The sequence below is a fragment of the Bacteroides sp. BFG-637 genome (genome assembly GCF_024793605.1).
GTDB lineage: Bacteria > Bacteroidota > Bacteroidia > Bacteroidales > Bacteroidaceae > Bacteroides > Bacteroides vicugnae.
In genome coordinates, this window is the sequence record NZ_JANUPD010000002.1 from 3,028,166 (window position 1) to 3,051,462 (window position 23,297).

16 protein-coding genes and 2 pseudogenes are annotated in these 23,297 nt (G+C 41.7%); 7 read left to right on the forward strand and 11 right to left on the reverse strand.

Going from position 1 to position 23,297, the window contains the following annotated elements; translation table 11 throughout:
* The first annotated feature begins 237 nt into the window (after positions 1 to 237).
* From NXX38_RS11755 to NXX38_RS11765, 3 genes are all read left to right on the forward strand, one after another.
* A complete protein-coding gene (locus NXX38_RS11755) occupies positions 238 to 2,952 on the forward strand; it encodes a TonB-dependent receptor (protein WP_258979530.1) in 2,715 nt (904 codons plus the stop codon).
* A gap of 43 nt (positions 2,953 to 2,995) precedes the next feature.
* Positions 2,996 to 4,204 (forward strand): hypothetical protein, encoded by a 1,209-nt coding sequence (locus NXX38_RS11760; RefSeq protein ID WP_195648568.1) that lies wholly within the window; start codon positions 2,996 to 2,998, stop codon positions 4,202 to 4,204.
* 190 nt (positions 4,205 to 4,394) lie between these two features.
* Positions 4,395 to 7,205, forward strand: coding sequence for an ATP-binding protein (locus NXX38_RS11765; protein WP_258979531.1), 2,811 nt, complete (start codon positions 4,395 to 4,397; stop codon positions 7,203 to 7,205).
* Between the two features lie 99 nt (positions 7,206 to 7,304).
* On the opposite strand, the gene NXX38_RS11770 is transcribed toward NXX38_RS11765, so the two are convergent.
* The 11 genes from NXX38_RS11770 to NXX38_RS11820 all read right to left on the reverse strand — a co-directional run bounded on the left by NXX38_RS11770 (position 7,305) and on the right by NXX38_RS11820 (position 17,818).
* On the reverse strand, positions 7,305 to 8,744 hold the full coding sequence (locus tag NXX38_RS11770; RefSeq protein WP_258979532.1) for an NADH-quinone oxidoreductase subunit N: 1,440 nt from the start codon (positions 8,742 to 8,744) through the stop codon (positions 7,305 to 7,307).
* Positions 8,745 to 8,782: 38 nt separating this feature from the next.
* A complete protein-coding gene (locus NXX38_RS11775; RefSeq protein ID WP_004305342.1) occupies positions 8,783 to 10,267 on the reverse strand; it encodes a NuoM family protein in 1,485 nt (494 codons plus the stop codon).
* Between the two features lie 38 nt (positions 10,268 to 10,305).
* Entirely contained in the window at positions 10,306 to 12,246 is a 1,941-nt protein-coding gene (nuoL, locus tag NXX38_RS11780; protein ID WP_258979533.1) for an NADH-quinone oxidoreductase subunit L, read from the reverse strand.
* Positions 12,247 to 12,301: 55 nt separating this feature from the next.
* Entirely contained in the window at positions 12,302 to 12,610 is a 309-nt protein-coding gene (nuoK, locus tag NXX38_RS11785; RefSeq protein ID WP_004301460.1) for an NADH-quinone oxidoreductase subunit NuoK, read from the reverse strand.
* Between the two features lie 33 nt (positions 12,611 to 12,643).
* A complete protein-coding gene (locus NXX38_RS11790; RefSeq protein WP_148366445.1) occupies positions 12,644 to 13,156 on the reverse strand; it encodes an NADH-quinone oxidoreductase subunit J in 513 nt (170 codons plus the stop codon).
* A 2-nt stretch (positions 13,157 to 13,158) separates the two neighbouring features.
* On the reverse strand, positions 13,159 to 13,647 hold the full coding sequence (locus tag NXX38_RS11795) for a 4Fe-4S binding protein (protein WP_004305338.1): 489 nt from the start codon (positions 13,645 to 13,647) through the stop codon (positions 13,159 to 13,161).
* Positions 13,648 to 13,659: 12 nt separating this feature from the next.
* Positions 13,660 to 14,736, reverse strand: coding sequence for an NADH-quinone oxidoreductase subunit NuoH (nuoH, locus tag NXX38_RS11800; protein WP_195470190.1), 1,077 nt, complete (start codon positions 14,734 to 14,736; stop codon positions 13,660 to 13,662).
* A gap of 22 nt (positions 14,737 to 14,758) precedes the next feature.
* Positions 14,759 to 16,351: an NADH-quinone oxidoreductase subunit D gene (locus NXX38_RS11805; protein ID WP_258979534.1), complete on the reverse strand. Its 1,593-nt coding sequence runs from the start codon at positions 16,349 to 16,351 to the stop codon at positions 14,759 to 14,761.
* Between the two features lie 27 nt (positions 16,352 to 16,378).
* Entirely contained in the window at positions 16,379 to 16,981 is a 603-nt protein-coding gene (locus NXX38_RS11810; protein WP_004301465.1) for an NADH-quinone oxidoreductase subunit B, read from the reverse strand.
* Positions 16,972 to 17,322, reverse strand: a complete 351-nt coding sequence (locus tag NXX38_RS11815; protein WP_148366442.1) for an NADH-quinone oxidoreductase subunit A — start codon at positions 17,320 to 17,322, stop codon at positions 16,972 to 16,974. Before NXX38_RS11815 ends, NXX38_RS11810 begins: the two co-directional genes overlap by 10 nt.
* Before the next feature lie 118 nt (positions 17,323 to 17,440).
* Positions 17,441 to 17,818 carry a hypothetical protein gene (locus tag NXX38_RS11820; protein WP_195648563.1) on the reverse strand — a complete coding sequence of 126 codons (378 nt, stop codon included), beginning with the start codon at positions 17,816 to 17,818 and terminating at the stop codon, positions 17,441 to 17,443.
* 261 nt (positions 17,819 to 18,079) lie between these two features.
* Between NXX38_RS11820 and NXX38_RS11825 the strand changes: the two genes are divergently transcribed.
* The 4 genes and pseudogenes from NXX38_RS11825 (at position 18,080) to NXX38_RS11840 (ending at position 23,288) form a co-directional block, all read left to right on the forward strand.
* Positions 18,080 to 19,684, forward strand: a complete 1,605-nt coding sequence (locus tag NXX38_RS11825) for a DUF6377 domain-containing protein (protein ID WP_195648562.1) — start codon at positions 18,080 to 18,082, stop codon at positions 19,682 to 19,684.
* A 192-nt stretch (positions 19,685 to 19,876) separates the two neighbouring features.
* Positions 19,877 to 20,402: pseudogene (locus NXX38_RS11830) on the forward strand (RNA polymerase sigma-70 factor).
* 75 nt (positions 20,403 to 20,477) lie between these two features.
* Positions 20,478 to 20,708 carry an anti-sigma factor gene (locus tag NXX38_RS11835; protein ID WP_195648560.1) on the forward strand — a complete coding sequence of 77 codons (231 nt, stop codon included), beginning with the start codon at positions 20,478 to 20,480 and terminating at the stop codon, positions 20,706 to 20,708.
* Positions 20,709 to 20,720: 12 nt separating this feature from the next.
* Positions 20,721 to 23,288: pseudogene (locus tag NXX38_RS11840) on the forward strand (glycoside hydrolase family 38 C-terminal domain-containing protein).
* Positions 23,289 to 23,297: the final 9 nt, after the last annotated feature.

Genomic DNA, 23,297 nt, shown 5'->3' on the forward strand with positions numbered 1-23,297 from the left:
CACAGTTGTGCCACTACGTTGTCACTGTTGTGCCATTGTGATGGCACAGTTGTGCCAGCGGGTTGGCATTGCCTGTCATAAGCAGGAAAGGAAATAAAGATAGCAATGAAAGGAAATTCCATGTAGAAGCAATGAGATTGCAATGCTTATTTCAATAGATTGTATTTTCTTCGTATTATCATCGTAACATTTACGCTCTACCTTTGCCGATGTAATTTAAACGTAGAGTAAAGTTCGATGAAAAAGCTATTTCTATTAAGATTCTCTGTTGCAGTCTTCTTCAGTATCGTATGTGTACTTTCCGCATTGGCTGCTAATATAAAGGTGAAAGGAGCTGTGAAAGACAAACTTTCCAAAGAACCTCTGATCGGAGCTACTATCCGGCTGATAGGCACTCAAGCCGGAGCCGTTACCGATATGGATGGTAACTTCGAGTTGAATGTTGCCGGTGTTTTGGAAGGTATGTATGATATTGAAATAAAATATGTAGGCTATAAGACAGAAGTGCGCCGTAAGGTGCGTGTGGAGAATGGAAAGCTGGTGATTTTGAATCTGGAACTGGAAACAGATGCACAAGAACTTTCCGACGTGGTGGTAGTAGCCAAAAAGAACCGGGAAAATGAGAATATGCTGTTGCTCGAACAGCAGAAGGCAGTGATTGCCGTGCAATCCGTCGGCGTCAGGGAACTCTCCCGCAAGGGTGTTTCGGATGCGGAAGGTGCCGTCACTAAAGTTGCCGGAGTATCTAAACAAGACGGGGTGAAGAATGTCTTTGTCCGTGGATTGGGAGACCGTTACAATGCAACCACGTTCAACGGGTTCGCTCTTCCTTCCGAAGATCCGGAATATAAGAATATCTCTCTTGATTTCTTCGGTACGGACATAATCCAGTCTGTAGGCGTAAATAAAGCATTCAACGCAGGAGGCAGCAGTGATGTTGGAGGGGCAACCATAGATATTGTATCCAAAGAACTGATAGGTAGCGGTCATTTGGGAGTCGGTATTTCCGGTGGCTTGAACACACAGACTGTAGCGGCCGATTTTCTGAAACAGGATGGAGTGAGCTTTATGGGCTTTGCCAATCGCACCGAACCTGTGGATGAAAACTCATGGAACTTCAAAAATAAGTTAGACCCTTCCGGTCAACATCTCCAGATCAACCGGAGTTATAGCATTTCCGGTGGCAAACGATTCTATGTCGGAGAAGACAAAAATCCGCTTTCTTTCTTCCTGACTGCCGGACATACGACGGACTATCAGTATACGGATGAAATCATACGTAATACAACTACCAGTGGTACGATATACAAAGATATGAATGGCAAGAAGTATACGGAGAATATCAGTCAGCTGGCACTTGCCAATGTTGATTTCGATATGCAGAACCGTCATCACATCAGTTATAATTTTATGATGATTCATGCCAATACCCAGTCGGTGGGTGACTACAACGGTAAGAACTCGATTTTTAGTGACGACTACGAAAACCTCGGATTCACCCGTCGTCAACAGGCGAATGACAATATGTTGATCGTTAATCAGCTGATGACCAACTGGGGATTAACCAAATCGTTAAGTCTGGATGCAGGTGCTTCCTATAATATAGTGAAAGGTTATGAACCGGACCGTCGTATCAACAACCTGACCAAAGCGGAAAATGGATATACATTGCTTAGAGGAAACTCGCAACAGCGCTATTTCTCAACTTTAGACGAAAACGACCTGAATGTAAAAGCAGGCTTGGTCTATCGTCTGAAAGATGATGTGGAAGAGATATCAAATGTCCGTTTCGGATATGCAGGCAGATTCGTTGATGATAACTTCAAAGCTACGGAGTATAATCTGACGGTAGGACATGTTTCTACCATCCCTTCTTTGCATGACTTCTCGCTTGACGATTATTATAATCAGGAAAACTTTTCTTCCGACTGGTTTAAGATACAGAAGAATATAGATGAATATACAGTAAAAAAGAATATTCATTCCGCTTATGCCGAAGCTACCTACCAGTTTACTTCCCGTTGGATTGTGAATCTGGGATTGAAATATGACAAGGTAGACATTGAAGTGGACTATAATGTCAATCGTGGAGGCTCTAAAGGAAACAATACCATTCAAAAAGATTATTTCCTGCCCAGCTTGAATCTCAAATACAATCTGAATGAGAAAAACTCGCTTCGTCTGGGAGCCAGCAAAACGTATACGCTGCCGCAGGCAAAGGAAATATCTCCTTACCGTTATGTCGGTGTGAACTTCAACAGCCAGGGTAACCCCAATCTGAAACCTTCGGATAATTATAACCTTGATTTGAAATGGGACTTTAATCCCACTCCGACCGAATTGATTTCTCTCACGGCTTTTTATAAACTGATCAAGAATCCGATATCCCGCATAGAAGTGGCAAGTGCCGGAGGTTATCTTTCTTATGAGAATATAGCAGACAAAGCAACCGTAGCCGGAGTAGAAGTGGAAATACGTAAGAATCTGTTTGTCCGTCCGGCGGGTAATGCCGCGAATGGAATGAATAAACTCTCTTTCGGATTGAACGGCTCTTATATCTACACGAATGCCAAAATGCCTTTGGCAACCGTTACTACCGGTTCGCAACTGGAAGGAGCTGCACCGTGGATTGTCAATTTCGATCTCTCACATAACTTCACGAAGGGTAAGCGTAGCTTTGTCAATACATTGGTACTTAATTATGTGAGTGATAAGATATATACCATTGGTACACAGGGCTATCAAGATATGATGGAGCAGGGAATCCTGACACTGGATTTTGTGTCTCAAGCTAAACTCAATAAACATCTCTCACTCAATCTGAAAGCTCGTAATCTGCTGAATCCCTCTTATAAGTTAAGCCGCAAAGCGAACGAAAATGGGGAGAAGGTGATACTGAATGATTATAAGAAAGGAATAAATATAAGCCTGGGGGTGTCGTGTACATTCTAAACCGGGTGATGAAATAAAATTATTAACTAATAATGAAAGCAAAATGAAAAGATTGTTTGTGAACTTTATGACATTTGCCGTTATGGCAACAGCACTTACATTGACTGCATGTAGCAGTGATAGTGACGGAGACGGCGATGGTAATGGAAATGGTGGAAACAATGGCGGAACAGGTAGCTCTATCGTTGTGGGTGAAAATATCCTGTCCGGAACGCTGACCGGAGAGCAAACGCTGGAAGCTAAGGAATATATTCTGAACGGAACAGTCGTGATTGAAGACGGAGGCCGTCTGAATATCCCTGCCGGAACAACGATTAAAGCCCGTGAAGGTTTCAGCAGTTATCTGCTGGTAGCACAGGGGGGTAAACTTTATGCTGACGGTACCGCTGACAAGCCTATCGTTTTCACAGCCAACTCAACGAGTCCCACATCCGGTTATTGGGGAGGAGTCATTATCAACGGTAAAGCTCCGATCTCCGGTTCGAATGCAAATAAGAGTGATACAGGTCTGACAGAAATCGACAACAACTATAAATATGGTGGTAGTGTCGATAATGATAATTCCGGTTCACTGACTTATGTGAAAATCTGCTATGCCGGTGCTCGCTCTACAGCAGATATCGAACACAATGGATTGACGCTGAACGGTGTTGGAAACGGTACCAAGATTGAGAATATCTATATTCTTGAAAGTGCGGATGATGCCATCGAATTCTTTGGCGGTACAGTGAATGTAACGAACCTGTTAGCTGTAAACCCGGATGATGATATGTTCGACTTTACTCAAGGATATTCCGGTACATTGAAAAACTGCTATGGTGTTTGGGAAAGCGGTTATACCAGTACGGAAGCAGATCCGCGCGGTATTGAAGCAGACGGTAATTTGGACGGTATCTATCCCGATCATCTGCGTCAATCGGACTTTACGGTTGAAAATATGACGATTGTAAATAATGCTGCAAATACAACGGACAATGTAGACCGTATGCAGGATGTGATAAAGATTCGTCGTGGCGCGAAAGCTACCATTATCAATGCGCTTGTCAAAGGAACCGGCGGAACCATCGACCTGATTGATATGAACGACAGCAAAGGTGCGGGAAATCCAGCTTCCAGCATTAGCATAACGAATACTCTGCAATATAAAACGAAGCTGAACGGTACATTGAATACATTTACCGAACCTGCTACTAACACTGGTGCAGATGCATCCCTGTTCACTTGGACCGGATATAATTTCTCCTCATTATAATTAAGATATAGATTAGCGAGGTTTATTTTTTAATAGGAGGTATGGGAGTATTTGTAACAAACAGATTCTCCCATATTCTATTTGTTTGTTTTCGTAATCTTATTTTAGTTTTTTTATTTGGTTTTTTATGGTATGAGTGATTTCCTTTTTCGTATATTTGTCGACCTATTATCTTACAATGATATAAATTATGCAAACAGACAACGAGCGGTACCATAAAATGGCTTCTCTTGCACAGATCGGGTGGTGGGAAGTAGATTTAACGACAGGATATTACTTATGTTCCGATTATCTTTGTGATCTTCTGGGCTTGGATGGAGATACTATTTCTAATTCGGATTTTCTGAATCTGGTACGTGAAGATTATCGCAAGCAAATTGCCCAAGAGTTTCAGGCAAACACTTCTATTCATAAGGACTTTTATGAACAAACTTTTCCTATTCATTCCAAATATGGTGAGGTTTGGTTACATACTCGTCTGGCTTTTCGTGAGAAGGGAGCAGGTGCTGATGGAGGTGATAAATCTTTCGGAGTAATCCAGCGTGTCGAAGCTCCTAAGGAAGAAGATCAAAGGGATGCATTAAGACGTGTGAATGACTTGCTTCGCCGTCAGAATTTTGTGTCGCAATCGTTGCTTCGTTTCCTTCGTGATGAAGAGGTGGAATCTTGTATAACAGATATTTTAAGAGATATACTGAATCTATATGATGGCGAAGGACGCGTTTATATTTTTGAATATGATGAGACTCATACCCATCATAGTTGTACTTATGAAGTTGTTTCCGAAGGGGTATCAGCTGAAAAAGAGACTCTCCAAAATATACCTATCAGTCAATCGAAGTGGTGGAGCGAACAGATATTAGCTGGTAAACCTATTCTCTTGGATACATTGGAACAATTACCGGAAGCAGCAGCCGATGAGTATAAGATACTTGCTGTTCAGGGGATTCGTTCTTTAATGGTTACTCCTTTGATGACGGGTGATCACGTTTGGGGGTATATGGGCATTGATCTGGTGAAAAATTACCATGGCTGGAGTAATGAAGATTTTCAATGGTTCTCTTCATTGGGAAATATTATAAGCATTTGTATCGAGTTGCGTAAGGCCAAGGACAAGGTGATCCGTGAACAGGCTTTCCTGAATAACCTGTTCCATTTTATGCCGATGGGTTATATCCGTATGTCGATTATCCGTGACGAGAATAATAAGCCTTGTGATTATCGGGTGACAGATGCAAATGAGGTAAGTTCCACATTTTTCGGACATCCTTTGGAATCTTATATTGGTTCTTTGGGATCTGAAAAGCATTCCGACTATCTCCAAAAACTTGATTTCCTGAAAGAGATCCTGGATAGTGATTCTTATAGGGAAAAAGATGAATATTTTCCTAAAACGGAACGCTATACGCATTGGATTATTTATTCTCCTGAACAGGATGAAGTTGTCGGCTTGTTCCTCGATTCCACGGGATCAGTGAAAGCCAATCGGGCACTGGACCGGAGCGAAAAGTTATTTAAGAATATCTTTACCAATATCCCGGCAGGAGTCGAAATCTATGATAAGGACGGGTATCTGGTGGATTTAAATAATAAAGATCTGGAGATATTCGGTGTAGTGAATAAATCGGATGTAATAGGGGTTAATTTCTTTGAGAATCCGAATGTACCACAGAACATCCGTGATCGTGTGAGGAATGAGGATTTAGTCGATTTCCGGCTTAACTATTCTTTTGAGCAAACTGGGGGATATTATGAAACAAGCCGCTCCAACGTGATCGAACTATATTCGAAAGTTAGTAAACTATATGACAACGAGGGTAACTTTAACGGATATATCTTAATCAGCATTGACAATACGGAACGCATCGACGCGATGAATCGTATCCGTGATTTTGAGAATTTCTTCCTGATGATATCCGACTATGCCAAGGTAGGTTATGCTAAACTGAATCTTTTGAACCGGAAAGGCTATGCTATTAAACAGTGGTATAAGAATTTGGGTGAGGAAGAAGATATTCCTTTGAGCGAGGTTGTGGGAGTTTATGGCAAAATGCATCCGGAAGACCGTAAACGTTTCTTTGATTTCTATGACGAAGTCAAGAAGGGAAAAAGGAGGCATTTTCAGGGAGAAGTGCGTATTCGTCGTCCCGGAACAAAGAACGAATGGAATTGGGTAAATAGTAATGTAATGGTCACTAACTATAGACCGGAAGAAAACGAAATAGAAATCATCGGTATCAATTATGACATCACAGAGCTGAAAGAGACCGAAGCCGAATTGATTCAGGCACGCGATAAAGCGGAGATGATGGATCGCTTGAAAAGTGCTTTCCTTGCAAATATGAGTCATGAAATCCGTACGCCGCTGAATGCTATTGTTGGTTTCTCCGATTTGTTGGTGGAAACTGAAGACGTGGCAGAACGTCAGGAGTATATTAAGATTGTACGTGAGAATAATGATCTGTTACTGCAACTTATTTCGGATATACTCGACCTCTCGAAGATTGAGGCTGGTACGTTTGAGTTTACTAATGGAGACGTAGATGTAAATCTGTTGTGTGAGGATATTGTCCGCTCGATGCGTATGAAAGCGAAAGAAGACGTGGAACTGGTACTCGATAATCATCTTCCTGTCTGTCATGTCATTAGTGATCGTAATCGCATACATCAGGTGATCTCTAACTTTGTTAATAATGCAATGAAGTTTACCTCCGAAGGGAGTATTCATGTCGGATATGAAATAAAAGAAGGAGAGTTGGAGTTTTATGTCAAAGATACGGGAATCGGTATTGAGAAAGAGCAGTTACCGCATATTTTTGAACGTTTTGTGAAGCTTAATTCTTTTGTGCACGGTACAGGATTGGGACTTTCTATCTGTCAAAGCATTGTAGAACAACTGGGTGGACGTATTGGCGTTGACTCTGAAAAAGGAAAAGGATCACGGTTCTGGTTTACTATTCCTGGGGTAATTGTGACGGAAGAGATGAGTTGTGCCCGGTAAAGGGGCAATTTAATATATAAAAGAAACGGTCTTGGTTTTGATGTCGATTGATAGGGACATGAAACCAAGACCGTTTCTTATGTTATAGAGGTAGTTCGTTTATATTCCGAACGACAATTTATCGATAGACTGATATACGATACTTGCGATACCCAGTCCGATGATACCCAGTGTGCAGAGTGCCAGTCCCCATTTCGTGCAGCGGTCGCTGCGGAAAGTAGGAATCGGGTTGTCGGAAGGAGTGACATACATTGCTTTTACAATCAACAGATAATAGTACAATGAAATCACTGTATTTACCAATGCAATGAATACCAGCAAGTGGAAACCTGCATCGAAAGCAGCCATGAAGATAAAGAACTTCGAGAAGAATCCGGCAAACGGAGGGATACCTGCCAATGAGAACAGAGACAGAGTCATCAGAAAAGCGATTTTGGGATTCGTTTTATAAAGTCCTGCATAATCCTCGAGCGTGAATTTCTGACTGCGCAATGCCACGATAGTAATCACGGCAAATACTCCGAGGTTGGCAGCAGCATACACTAATACGTAATATACCAAAGCTGTCATGCCTTGTGCCGTACCTCCGATAACGCCCAACATAATGTATCCCGCTTGTGAAATACTGGAGAACGCCATCAAACGTTTCAGGTTCTGCTGACGGACAGCAAATATATTGGCAATCGTGATAGAAGCGATGGTTACCCAATAAAGTACTTCCTGCCAGTCATTGATCATTGGAGCGAATACTTTGATAAGTACAGCCAACAAAACAAATGCTGCCGATCCTTTTGATATAACGCTCAAATAAGCGGTAACTGCACTCGGAGCACCTTCGTAAACGTCTGCTGTCCATAAGTGGAACGGAACCAATGATAATTTGAATGCCATTCCTGCAAAGAAGAATACAAATGCCATGATCTGCAACGGATTTCCGTCAATATGGGCAGGAAGGTCATCGAAATAAAGAGTACCGGCAGAACCGTAGATCATTGACAGACCGAACAACAGTAATGCACTGGAGAAAAGAGCTGTCAGAATGTATTTGGCTCCTGCTTCGGCAGAGTTATGACGGTATTTGTCAAAGGCAATCAGCGCTGCCATCGGGATAGAAGCAGTTTCCAGCCCGATGAAGAACATCAGGAAGTGTCCGGCAGAAATCATGAGGTACATACCAAACAAGGTAGAGAGTGTTAGTACATAGAATTCTCCTTGCTTGAACGAAGTATCTTCTCTTTTCATCCATTCGTGTGCCATCAGGAAAACAATCAGTGTGCCGACGTTCAGGATTGATTTAACCACTGTGTGCATCGGTACATAATGATACATACCGCCGAATGCATCGGCAGCAGTTCCCGGAATTAAATTGATAGCTGTATGGATAGCCATCAGAATAACGGGTAACATTGTGTTCAGGCGTGCTTTCCCACCATTTTTGTGTGCATCCGGACTCATGAAGAGGTCAGCTAGAAATAGCAGCAGTAAGACGGCTATGAGCGACAGCTCTTCTCGCATATATAGAAATTGTGAATAATCCATCTTTATCAATTCAAAATTAAAGATTAAAAATTAAAGGGCTATGGAATCAGTTGTGAGACTACGGGGAGTACACTTTCACCAATCATGTGGCTAACCCAGAAAGGAGCCATACCTAGTCCGGCTACACAAACGATGAGACAGATAACGGCTACACGTTCGTCCCAAGTCGCATCAGTCAGTTCGAGATGATGTTTGTTGGTACAGGTTCCGTATAGAATTTTACCTACCAGACGCAGAATGTAGACTGCGGTAATCACAATCGAAGAACAAGCGATGATAGTCAGTACCCGGTGGAACTGGTCGTTGTTCTGGAAAGAGCCGACGAAAATAGTCATTTCAGCAATAAAGCCACTTAATCCCGGCAGACCGAGGTTGGCAAGACCGGCAATTACATAACATACGCTAAGGAACGGCATAACTTTCATTAAGCCGGCAAGCTCGCGAACGTCACGTGTGTGTGTACGTCCATAAATCATACCGATAAGAGCAAAGAACAAGGCTGTCATCAATCCGTGTGAAAGCATCTGAAGGATAGCTCCTGTTGCTGCTGTCTGATTCAGCATCAGAATGGCGAAAAGAACCAGTCCGCAGTGAGATACGGATGAATAAGCATTGATATATTTCAAGTCGGTTTGTACGCAAGCGGAGAATGCACCGTAAACTACAGAGATACCTGTCAATATCAGGAATATCCATGAAAGTTCGTTAGCAGCTTCCGGCATCAGATACATGGCGATACGGAAACATCCGTAACCTCCCAGTTTCATCAATACTCCGGCATGAAGCATAGATACGGCAGTCGGGGCGGAAGCGTGACCGTCAGGACTCCATGTGTGGAACGGGAAAAGGGCACCTAATACACCGAAACCAAGGAAAGTCAGCGGGAACCAGATGCATTGCTGTGCAAAAGGTATGTTGTGCAACTGCGCGATTTCGAGGAGGTTCATAGTGGTTGCTCCCGAACCGAAATAGATTCCGAGAATACCGATCAGCAGGAAGGCAGAACCACCCATCAACATGAGAGTCAGCTTCATGGCTGCATATTCTTTACGTCCCGATCCCCATACACCAATCAACAGGTACATCGGTATCAATGCGATTTCGTAGAACATGAACATGGTGAATAAATCGACGGATATAAAGAATCCGAATACTCCCATAGACAATAGGGTGAACCAAAGGAAATATTCTTTTGTCAGCGGTTGCAGACGCCAGGAAGCAAATGTACCGGTGAACACAATGACAGCGGACAGTAACAACATGGCTACCGAAATTCCGTCAACACCTACTGAATAGGATATGTGAAGCGGGGCATACCAAAGCGTATCTGCACGGAAAAGCATTTCTGCCGTGTTTCCGGCACTACGCTCTCCCAGATACAGGAATGTAAGTACGACGGAGGCAATCAGAAGTGCCGATGCGCCAGTAACCATAACCCCCCGGATGGCTTTGATTCCTCGTGCTGCCCAGAGTCCGGCCAGCATCAATAAGGGGATAAGTACGAATATTGATAAGAAATTCATCTTTATGATTTACTATTTAAAGATTTACTATTTACTATTTAGAGAATCAGCAGTAGGATAAGTGCCAGTGCACCGCAAAGGAACACGTATGCATATTGTTGTACCTGACCGCTCTGCAAACCACGGATCTCGTCGCTTGTTGTGTTGGTAGCCCATGCCAGAAAATCAAAGAATCCATCCACTACATGACGGTCGAACCATGCGATAGGAGTAGAGATGCAACGGAAGATAATCTTATGCGTGATAAACTGGTATATATCGTCAATATAGAAGCGGTTATAAGCAGCCTTGTGCAGACCTTTGAACTGTTTTGCCAATGAATCGGCAACTGGCTGTTTGGCATTTTTGTACATCCATGTAGCGATTGCAATCGAAATAATCGCAATGACAACGCTCGTAATAGCCACCGACGGATCGAGATGGATGGAATAAGATTCTCCATTCGAACTGATGAAGTGTCCGAAAGGAATAAATCCGGCTCCACAAGTTACTGCCGCCAGAAACATCAATGGGAAAGTCATAGCTAACGGACTTTCATGTGGGCGGCAAGGGCGGCAAGGTGCCGCTTCCAAGTTTCCCTTCGGCGTGTTATGTTCCGAATGGGAATCTGCCCGGAGCGGCTCGCTCCCCCAGAAAATACCGTAGTAGAGACGGAACATATAGAAAGCGGTCATCGCAGCAATTACTGTCATTACCCATCCCATTACAGGGCTGTATTGGAAGCAAGCAGCCAGAATTTCATCTTTCGAGAAGAAACCCGAGAATGGAGGAATACCGGCAATAGCAAGACAAGCAATCAGGAATGTCCAGTGAGTGATCGGCATATATTTGCGTAAACCTCCCATCGCGGACATTTCGTTAGAATGTACAGCATGAATGATACTACCTGCACCGAGGAAGAGCAATGCCTTAAACATAGCATGTGTGAAGAGGTGGAACATGGAAGCCATGTAGCCCAAGCCTCCTTCATGAGGATCCATGGAAGTACAGACACCCAGAGCTACCATCATGAAACCAATCTGTGAAATGGTAGAGAAAGCCAGTACGCGTTTAATATCTGATTGTACGCAAGCCACACTTGCTGCATAGAATGCGGTGAATGCACCTACCCAGGCAACCATGTGCAGCGTATTCGGTGCATAGGCAATGAAAAGCGGGAACATACGTGCCACCAAATATACACCGGCAACAACCATGGTAGCCGCATGAATCAATGCACTGACCGGAGTAGGACCTTCCATTGCATCCGGCAACCAGATATGCAACGGGAACATGGCACTTTTACCGGCACCACCGACAAACATCAATCCGAGAGCCAATGGAAGCATAGAAGCTCCACCGCTTATCAAGGATACCGTGTCCGGGGTAAATCCGAATGTACCACCATAATATCCGTAAATCAGGATACCGATCAGGAAGCCCAAGTCGGCAAAGCGAGTGACAATAAACGCTTTCTTGGAAGCGGCAACCGCAGCAGGTTTTGTATAGTAGAAACCGATTAGCAGATAAGAGCTTACACCCACCAATTCCCAGAAAAGGTACATCTGGAAGATGTTGGTTGCAACAACCAATCCCAGCATAGACATGGTAAACAGGGATAGGAAAGCATAATAACGTTGAAAACCTACCTCACCTTTCATGTAGCTGAAAGAGTAGATATGTACCATCAGTGACACGGTAGAGATGACAATCAACATCATTACTGATATAGGATCGAGCAGGATGCCCAAATCAAAGTGTAAGGTCTCTGTAAAAGGAAGCCACGTGAAGTTGTAAGGTATCAGTGTGGCGAATGTTCCGTCTTCCAGTCGTGGAGCCGAGAAATATTGGATAGCTGTAACGTAGGATAGTACCGCTACTGCTCCCAGTATCAGCGTACCAATTGTGCCCGCTGTCCGATGGGACATCCATTTACCTCCGATTCCCAGTATGAGAAAGGAGAAGAAAGGAAGAAGGAGTATTAGAATTGTTAGTTCCATACAGTTTTATTTTTATTACTTGATTTATTATTATTTGTTCTTGGTGAGAAACAAATCACCACTTCAGCTCGTCCAAGTTGCGCACCTGGATGCTCCGGAGATTACGATAAATGTTAATCATGATGGCAATGGCTACTGCAGTTTCCGCAGCCGAGATGGCTATGGAAAAGAGTGCAAAGAAATAGCCTTCCATTCCCTCCGGAAAGAGAAAACGGTTGAACACGGCAAAGTTGATGTCCGTGGCGTTCAGCATTAACTCTACAGAAATCAGGATAGCCAGTGTGTTCCGGCGGGTAAAGAATCCATAGATTCCTGCAAACATCATGATGGTAGAAACTACCAGATAATATTCCATGTGTATCATATACTTAATACTTAATAGTTAATACTTGATTTTCTATCTTTTACGTGCAATTATGATACCACCGATGATACAAGCCAGCAACAGGATACTGACAGCTTCGAAAGGTAATATATAACCGTATTTGTCGCTACTAAGCAAAGCGTTCCCGATGGCATGAATATTGATCTCGTGCGGGGCAAGATTAGCCGTCTGCATGAAATTATGCTTCAACGTGATGGTCAGGATAATTGCTAAACCGGCAATCATGGTAATGAGCCCGGCCAGGAGCTTACTTCGTTTCACTTTCTCGGCTCGATCACCTTCTCCGCTGGTCAACAGGATGGAGAATACATAAAGAACGACGATACCACCGGCATAAACCATTATCTGAACAGAGCCCAGGAAGGTGTAACCCAGCAAAAAATAGATGCCGGCCGTGCCGAAGAGCACGAAGAGCAGGTAGGTGGCCGAGCGTACGATACGTTGGGTAGTCACCGTCATGATGGACATAGCAATAATAAATGCTGCCAAAAAGTAGAATACTACTGTTTCAAGTGTTGATCCCATATCTAAACTTCTTTTTTCTTTTCTATTACTTTACTACCGTCGTGATTCAGTTTCAGGACAAGTTTCGTCCGGTCGAATACTGCATGTTCGAAGTTTTGGTCGAACGTAATCGCATCATGCGGACAAGCATTGACACAGAGTTGGCAGAACATACAGGCACCCAGGTCATATTCATAGGTTGCCAGGATTTTCTTTTTCTTGCCATCTTCTGTTTCGACGGTTTCGCTGGTCACTTTGATTGTATCGTTCGGACAAGCCATTTGGCATAATCCGCAGGCTACACAGCGATGTTCATTATTCTCATTGTGGGGCATATTCAGCGTACCACGGAAACGGTCGAACATTTTCAGCTCTTTCCGGTTTTCGGGATATTGCTCGGTCACTTTCTTGCGGAAGTATACCTTGATGCTGGTTTTCATACCCGTTGCCAGTGTGCTGATGCCGTGCACCAGACCACCTAAGTACGTATATTTTTTATCTTTATATTCCATAATTTTCATTTATCAAAAGTGGAAGCCGAAAGCTACGCAGCATGCCATTAATAATAGGTTTACCATAGAAATTGGAACCAGATATTTCCATTCCAGATTCAGAATCTGGTCGATACGTAAACGTGGGAACGTCCATTTGATCCACATCAGAAGGAACACCACGAAGAATGCTTTAGCGAAGAACCAGATAAAGCCCGGAATATAATCCATTACAGTGTTGAATCCATCCAGCCCGACGATGTGTAACGGCATCCATCCTCCCAGGAAGATAGTGGTGGCAACACTGGCCACGATAAACAGATTCAAGTATTCTGCCAGATAGAAGAAACCGAAACCCATACCGGAGTATTCTGTATGGTATCCGGCAGTCAGCTCACTTTCAGCTTCGGGAAGGTCGAACGGGCCACGGTTACACTCTGCATTTCCGGCAATCAGGTAAATGATAAAAGCAATGACAGCAGGGATATGTCCTTTGAAGATGAACCAGCCGTCAGCCTGTCCTTCTACGATTTCAGAAAATTGCATGGTTCCCATCAGCACTACCATAGTCATGATACTCATACCAACAGAAAGTTCGTAACTGATAATCTGTGCACCGCTTCGCATGGCACCAATCAAAGAGAATTTGTTGTTACTACCCCAACCGGCCAGCAAGATACCGACAACTCCAATGCTGGAAGCAGCCAATAGGAAGAACACGCCTACGTTAAAGTCCAGAATCGCTGCACCTTTATTAAAAGGAATACAAGCGAAAGTCAGGAATGAGGCAATAATCACCATGAATGGAGCAAGATTGTAAAGGAAATGGTCGGCACCCTTCGGCATGAAGATTTCTTTGGTCATCATTTTGAGTACGTCACAGACCACTTGAATAGAACCCCATTTACCAACACGGTTCGGACCAAGACGACACTGGAAGAAACCGCAAACTTTACGCTCCATGTAGATCAATATGATAGCCAGGATGGCATATAGTGCTACGAGGCACACGCCGACAGCTACACATTCTATAAAGATGGCTAATCCCTCCGGCATAATGGAGAGCAGTAGCTCATGTATCCAGTTTGTTACTATACTAAAGTCGAACATATATTCTTAATAATTAAGTATTTTATCTATCAATATCCGGAACGACATAATCTATTGTTCCGCCAATAGCAATTAAGTCGGCAATCTTCGTTCCCCGGCAGATGGTGTCGATTGCGGCAACAAGCGGCAATCCCGTAGCACGGTAATGCAGGCGGTAAGGCGTTTTGTCACCCTGGCTTTCAAGGAAGACACCAAATTCACCACGACTTCCTTCTACTGCAGCATAATAACTGCCTTCCGGAACACGGATGATAGGCTTCATCTTCTCCTGATAAGGTCCTTCGGGAATATTGTCTATTAATTGTTCGATGATGTTCAGACTTTCCATGATTTCATCCATACGCACCAGATAACGGGCAAAGCAGTCACCTTCCGTATAAATAATTTCTTTGAAATCTACTTTGTCGTATACACCGTATGGCATTCGTTTACGTACGTCACACGCCCATCCTGAAGCACGGCCTGTACCTCCGGTACAACCGAAAGAGATGGCATCTTCACGGCTTAACACACCGACGCCTTTCATACGGCTTTGTGCGATGATGTTACCCGTAAATATATCATGATATTCGTGGATGATTCCTCTCATATAAGGAATGAACTCTTTTACTCGTTTGACGAAGTTAGGATGAAGATCAGCCTGTACACCGCCAATCGTATTGTAGTTCATAATCAGACGTCCGCCACAAGTCTCTTCAAAGATGTCGAGAATTTTCTCGCGATCACGGAATCCATAGAAAAATGCTGTTAATGCTCCCAAGTCCATGGCAAGACAAGAGTAGAACAGCAAGTGAGAGTCGATACGTTGCAATTCATCCATAATGGTACGGATATACTTCACACGTTCGCTAACCTCAATACCCATAGCCTTTTCAATACACATACACAGTGCATGACGGTTCTGGTGTGCACCCAGATAGTCAAGGCGGTCTGTCAAAGCCAATGTTTGAGGGTAGGTGAGGCTTTCATTCATTTTCTCGATGCCCCGGTGGATATAACCGCAGTTCGCATCAATCTTACGAATGATTTCACCTTCCAGAGAAACACGGAAACGCATTACACCATGAGTAGCAGGGTGTTGCGGACCGATGTTAACTACATATTCTTCTTCACCGAACAGCTTCATCTCTTTATTTTTGATGGTTCCGTCCGGGTTCAGTTCTATTTCTTGAGTCGTATCAAACGTCTCTTCGTTGGTCATACACAATGGGTTATCCTTTTCCGGATCATTATCTTTGCGCATTGGATAACCTATCCAATCGTTACGCAGATAAAGCCGGCGCATGTCAGGATGACCGATAAAAGTGATACCGTAATAATCGAAAACTTCACGTTCGTAGAAGTCGGCTATCTTCCAAATGTCGCTGACAGATGGAATTTCAGGTAGCTCGCGGTTGGTTGTCGCTGTTTTTAGTGCTATCCGTTCGCCTGTAATGGTAGATTCCAGATGGTAGACTACGCCTAAACCGCGGAGTTTTTCCGGAGCGTCTTTCTCATCGGCTACTCCCCAGTCCATACCGGTGAGGCTTTCGAGAAAGTCCATCTGTTTTTCATTTCGCAAGCGCAGCATCTCGTCGTGTAACGCTGCAGGAGCTATAAATTGTATTTCTTGCATAAATCCTTTTAATTACAGAATGTAGAATCATTCTTCATTTTTTAAATAATCCGGTTTCTTCTCTTTTCTGTTTACTCCACCAAAGAACTTTTCTATTTTTACTTTGCGTTGCAATTGCATCATGCCATAATAGAAAGCTTCAGGACGTGGCGGGCATCCGGGAATATATACATCTACCGGAAGAATCTTGTCCACTCCGTTAACCACATGATAGGACTTTTTGAAAGGACCTCCGCTGACAGCGCATCCGCCTACGGCAACCACATACTTCGGATCGGGCATCTGGTCATAGAGTCGTTTCAGTACCGGAGCCATTTTATTGGTGATTGTTCCGCATACCATAATCATATCAGCTTGGCGCGGACTGGCACGTGCTACTTCAAACCCAAAGCGGGCCATGTCATAACGCGCGGCACCCAGTGCCATAAATTCGATACCGCAACAACTGGTTGCAAAGGTAAGCGGCCACAGTGAGTTACTGCGTCCCCAGTTGATAAAGTCGTCAAGAACTCCGAGGGCAACGTTTGCTCCTCCTGCATTAAGTTCCTTGACCAACTTTTCCAATGATTCATTGTCGATAAACTCATCATACGGAATAGATTTTATTTTTGGCTTTTTGGTTATTTCCATTCCAAAGCTCCTTTCCTCCAGGCATAAGCAAGACCCAGAACTAAAATGATAAAGAAGAAGAGAATACTAATAAGTCCCTGTGGTCCCATGTCATGCATAACTACTGCCCACGGGAACAGTAAAGCAGTTTCGACATCGAACATCAGGAACAGGATAGCAAACAGGTAGTAGCCTACGCGAAACTGCATCCATGATTTACCACGTGTCGGTATACCACATTCATAAGCCTCAAACTTTTGCAGATTGTATGAACGGGGAGAAATAGCACGCGAAAGAGCTACTACTACACCGACAAAAGCAAGCGCTGTCAGTAAAACAACAACTAAAAATGTAAAATTCATAATTCAATAGCTGTTTAGATTGAATATTATATAGAAATAAACAATTAATCTATTCGCCCTATGGAGAATAAAACCAACTGTAATAAAAGACGAGTAAAAGAGTCTACTGTACTGTAGGCTAAATGACAATCTTTCTTAACTCATATATATAATAGGAGATAGGATCATAATAGCACGTTGGGGGATGAGAAGATGAAGAGTGATACGGTGTTTGAGAATTGTGATGTTCTCCGGAAAAGGCAACTGGCAACAGTATGCTTTTATTTGCCGGGACATGCGTGACGTCCGTATGACTCATATCGCAAGATTGGGTAGCGTAAAGGTTGTAAAGACGTTCTAAAGCATTGTGAATCGGACAATTTTGTGACACATAGCACTTCTCCTGCCGATAAGTCGGGGAGGAAACTTTGCACATATCTTCCATTGCTCCATTAGTTGCACAATGGATGAGCAAAGCCAATACTAAAAGTAGTCCGAATTTTAAGCTTTGTTTCATCTTTCTCCTTTAACGGCTGCAAATATAGAACTAATATTTATACTTTTTGCAAAGTCCGAGTGGCAAAAAAGCTTTTTTTAACTCCGCTTCCAGAGGATTCGTTTTTTGGTCGGTACGGTTTCATAAATATCATTTTGAAATAAGGCTATTCTTTCTCCTGTATTTGTTAAAAGATGCAATAAAAAGAACGATTTACTTCCTTTTTTACGAATTACACAAATAAAATACATTTTTTTGCAGACTAAGAAAGAACGCACTAATATGAAACGCACACTTTGGTTTACATTTTTTCTCTTGAACTCCTTATTTTACCTCTATGCAGGTAATGAAAATGACTCTTTGTTGAAGGTGTTGGACAAAGTGATTTCTGAACGTTTGGTGTATACACAGAAAAAGGAAGCCACCATAAAAGAATTGAAGACAAAGAAGTCCGGACAGAACACTCCGGAAGATTTGTATAATTTGAATAAAGAGATTATCCATCAGTATGAAACTTTTGTCTGTGATTCGGCAGAACAATATATTCATGAGAATATTGAGATTGCAAAGAAGATGGGTAATGAGGAATATCTTTTGGAAGAGAAACTCCGTTTGGCTTTCGTCTATTCCCTATCCGGTTTGTTTATTCAGGCAAATGACATTTTTAAGTCAATTGAGTGTGCAGATTTACCCGATCATCTGAAAGCATTGTATTGTTGGAATAAGATACGCTATTATGAAAACCTCATTAAATATACGGATGATGTACGATTCTCTAAAGGATATATTGTAGAAAAAGAAGCTTATCGAGATACAGTCATGAGTATCTTGTTTAATGAGTCCGACGAGTACAGGAAAGAAAAAGCGGTGAAGCTTCAAGATAGTGGTGACACAAAAGAAGCACTTCAGATATTGACGCAAATATATGATAAACAGGAACCGGAGTCTCATGGATATGCTATGATGGCTATGGGACTTGCACGAATCTATCGGTTGATGAAAAATCCTGAATTGGAGGAAAAGTACCTGATACTGGCTGCTATGACAGATACGAAGTTGGCGGTGAAAGAGAATGAAGCATTGTTGACTTTAGCAGTCAATTTGTATCATAAAGGAGATATAGACCGCGCTTATAATTATATAAAAGTGGCTTTGGATGATGCAATTTTCTATAACTCCCGTTTTAAGAATACCGTAATAGCCCGTATTCATCCGATTATAGAGAATACTTATTTATACAGGCTGGAGGAGCAGAAACGAAACCTGCGTTTTTATATATTACTGACCAGTTTGTTTGTGGTGGCGCTTGCAATAACCTTGTATTTCACGTATAAGCAAACAAAAGTGGTATCCCGGGCTAAACGACATCTTAAAGCCATGAATGAAAAATTGATTGGATTGAATAAGAATCTTGATGAAGCAAATCTAATCAAGGAAAAGTATGTGGGATATTTTATGAACCAGTGTGCCGTTTATATTAATAAGCTTGATGAATACAGGAAGAATGTAAACAGGAAAATAAAGACAGGACAAATTGATGATTTGTATAAATCCTCTTCCCGTCCTTTTGAAAAGGAACTTGAAGAACTTTATAATAACTTTGATAAAGCATTTCTTAAATTGTATCCCAATTTTGTAGAAGAGTTTAATTCTCTGTTGAAACCGGAGGAGCATTACAAGCTCGAAAAAGACCAGTTAAATACAGAATTGCGCATATTTGCATTGATCCGATTAGGGATCATAGACGTAGGTCAGATCGCTGTATTTCTACATTATTCTGTGCAGACAATTTATAATTATAAGAGTAAAGTGAAGAGAATGTCTGTTCTTGATAGTAATCTCTTTGAAGAAGAGGTGAAAAAGCTCGGTTCTTTATCTCAAAAATGATTCTACAGGGTTTACCAAAACAACAAAATGATATTATGATAAGATGTTGATTATTAAATATATATAAGATTTTTAGTCTTTAAAACGTCTACTTTCCTGCCTACTTCCACACAGAAGTAGGCTTTTTTCATCTCTATATTTGCAACATAAGATTTTTGATAACTGAATACTAATCTAAAGAAACACACAACTATGAGCTTTTCAGAATTATATCTTATGTATTATCCCAAACTTGTTCGGTTCGCAAAAGAATTTGTTGTACTGGAAGAGGATGCTGAAAACATAACGCAAGATGTGTTTACAGACCTATGGGAGAGGAGAGATGCGATAGATCATATCGAAAATGTAAATGCATACCTTTTCAGACTTGTAAGAAACAGATGCTTGGATTATTTGAAGCATAAGGTATTCGAACAAAAATATGCAGAGAATGTGCAAGCCTCTTTTGAGATAGAATTAAATTTGAAACTGCAATCTTTAGACCGTTTTGATGTATCTGATATATCCGAGGGAAATGAAACGGAAAGACTGGTCAGAGATGCTATCAACAGTTTACCTAAAAGATGCCGTGATATATTTTTGTTAAGTCGTATGGAAGGGATTGAAATACAGGGAGATTTCCGAGAAGCTGGGAATTTCGGTGAATACAGTGGAATGTCAAATGGGAATAGCACTTAAAAAATTGAGAGTAAAACTTAATGTGTGCTTAGCAGCGTGACTTTTAATTAATTTATAGATATTCTTTTAGGGGTTTTTATATATCTAATCGTTCTTTGATAAAAAAGGACGAGGAATGAGAAATTTTCTGAATAGATATTTTGCTGATGAACTGACTTCTGATGAAAAAACAAATTTTCTGCAGGAAGTGGATAATAGTGAAGAACTTAAAGAAGAATTTATTGTAAATCAGAATCTTTTGGTACTTCTTGATTGGACATTTCCGGAGAATGAGAATGACGAAGAAGTTGCGCAGCAAAAATTAAAAGAATTTATGCGTAAAATGGAACAACGCAAAACCAAATAGTCTTAGGATACCATGAATAAAATTTATATCATATTACTGACTGTTTTCTTATCTACTAATGCCTATTCGCAGCAAGCCTATTTTGTTGACGGATACCATGGCGGAATATATGGTCATTATCCGGTGAAGTGGAAAACGCAATTTATAGTGGATCAGTTGCACATGCATCCGGATTGGCGAATAGGTCTGGAAATAGAACCTGAAACCTGGGATACGGTTCGTGTACAGACCCCAGAAGCTTATCAGCATTTTAAAGAAGTGGCAACCAGTCAGCAAGTAGAATTTACGAATCCTACTTATGCGCAGCCTTATTGCTATAATATTTCGGGTGAAAGTATCATACGGCAGTTTCAATATGGTATAGCTAAAATAAATGCACATTTTCCAGAGGTGGATTTCGTCACTTATTCCGTGGAGGAACCTTGTTTCACAAGCTGTTTGCCACAAATTCTTAAACTATTCGGTTTTAAATATGCTGTATTGAAATGTCCTAATACTTGTTGGGGAGGATATACGGCTGCTTATGGTGGTGAACTGGTTAACTGGGTAGGACCAGATGGTACTTCCATATTGACAGTTCCCCGGTATGCTTGTGAAGAATTGGAGCAGAAATCAACTTGGCAAACAACTGCCTGGGGAATTCGGACGCATATTTGAAAGCTTGTCGTGATGCAGGTATTCAGCATCCGGTTGGTATGTGTTTTCAGGATGCCGGATGGAAAAATGGTCCGTGGATAGGAAGTGGGAAGAACACAAAAAATAACTCTATATATATGAGATGGAGAGATTACATTGAAAAGATCTCCATTGGAAAAACAGATGATGACTGGCATTTCTCACAGGAGGACATGCATGTAAACCTGATGTGGGGAAGTCAGGTGATGCAGCGTATCGCACAGGAAGTACGCACATCTGAAAATCGGATTATCATGGCGGAAAAAATGTCCGTGATGGCTTATATGAAGAATAAATATACCTGTCCACAAGCTGATATGGATGAGGCATGGCGCACTTTAATGCTGGCGCAGCATCATGACTCATGGATTGTGCCCTACAATGGATTGAATAAACAGGGTACATGGGCAGATCAGATCAAACGCTGGACAGATAGTACGAATGCTATTGCTGATGGAATTATCGGAGCATCTATGCAGAGCTTTGATAATCCCATTGCTCAACAGAAAAAGGTCACTCAACAACAGTATATACGCGTTTTCAATACTTTAGGAACAGAAAGAAAAGAAACAATGAATGTCCTTCTTCCTTCGGAATCAGGATATTCGGATTTAGGTATTTATGATTGGAAAGGGAAAGAGATAGGGTTGCTTTGTAGAAAGTGAGGGTGAAAAAATAAGATTGTTTTTTGAAGCAGATATTCCTCCTTTCGGTTACTCCACGTATTGCATAAAAAAGAAAGAAACAGGTAAAAGAGCAGTTTCAGGGAATGAACAGGTTTCAAAAAGTGAAAAGGTTAATGAACAGGAGTACGCGGTTGAAAATGATATGTATAAGATTGTTTTCGACTTATCGAAAGGAGGAATTATAAAAAGTCTGATTGCAAAGAAAGAGGGGAATAAAGAGTTTGCATGTAAAACAGGTGAATATTCTTTGGGAGAATTGAGAGGTTTCTTTTATGAAGAAAATAAATTTCATTCTTCTACGGAAACACCGGGCAGACTGACGGTATTGAGAGATAACACGTATGAGAAAAAAGTAAAGGTACAAGGAGAAATTGCTTCTCATCCGTTTACACAGATTATAACTCTTTCTAAAGGAACAAAACGAATTGATTTTGAATTGACAATTGATTGGAAAAAGAATGTAGGTATTGGAGAATATAAAGAAAATCATTGGAGTGATAATCGTAGGGCCTTTTGTGATGACCGGTTTAAACTGAATGTTCTGTTTCCAGCCGATCTTCATTCTCCTCGTATCTATAAGAATGCACCGTTTGATGTTTGTGAAAGTAAACTCGACAATACTTTCTTTAATTCCTGGGATCAGATCAAACATAATATCATACTTCATTGGGTTGATTTGGCTGAACAGGAGGGCGATTATGCACTGGCTTTATTGTCAGATCATACCACTTCTTATTCTCATGGGAAAGATTATCCATTAGGACTCACAGCTCAATATTCGGGAGGAGGACTTTGGGGGCCGGATTATAAAATTACGCAGCCGCTGAAGATGAAATATGCAATCATACCTCATCGTGGTAAATGGGACAAAGCATCAATAGCAGATGATAGCGATTGCTGGAATGAGCTGTTGCTATATTCCTGCCATTCAATAGCAGCTTTGGAATCAAAATCATTTGTCGATTTGCGAAATACAGGTTATCAAATAAGTACTGCCCGGTTGGAAAGTGGAAAGATTATATTACGCCTGTTTAATGCAGAAGGAAATGACAAGCTGCAGAAGATCGTTTTCGATATGCCATTATCAAGCGTGGAAGAAGTCGATCTGAATGGTCAATGCATCGAAAGAAAGAAAATAAAAACACATGCCGGAAAGTCGGAAATGACAATTTCAATGCCTCGCTTTGGTATAAAGACATTTGTTTTGGGTTTGAATTAAAATAATTAT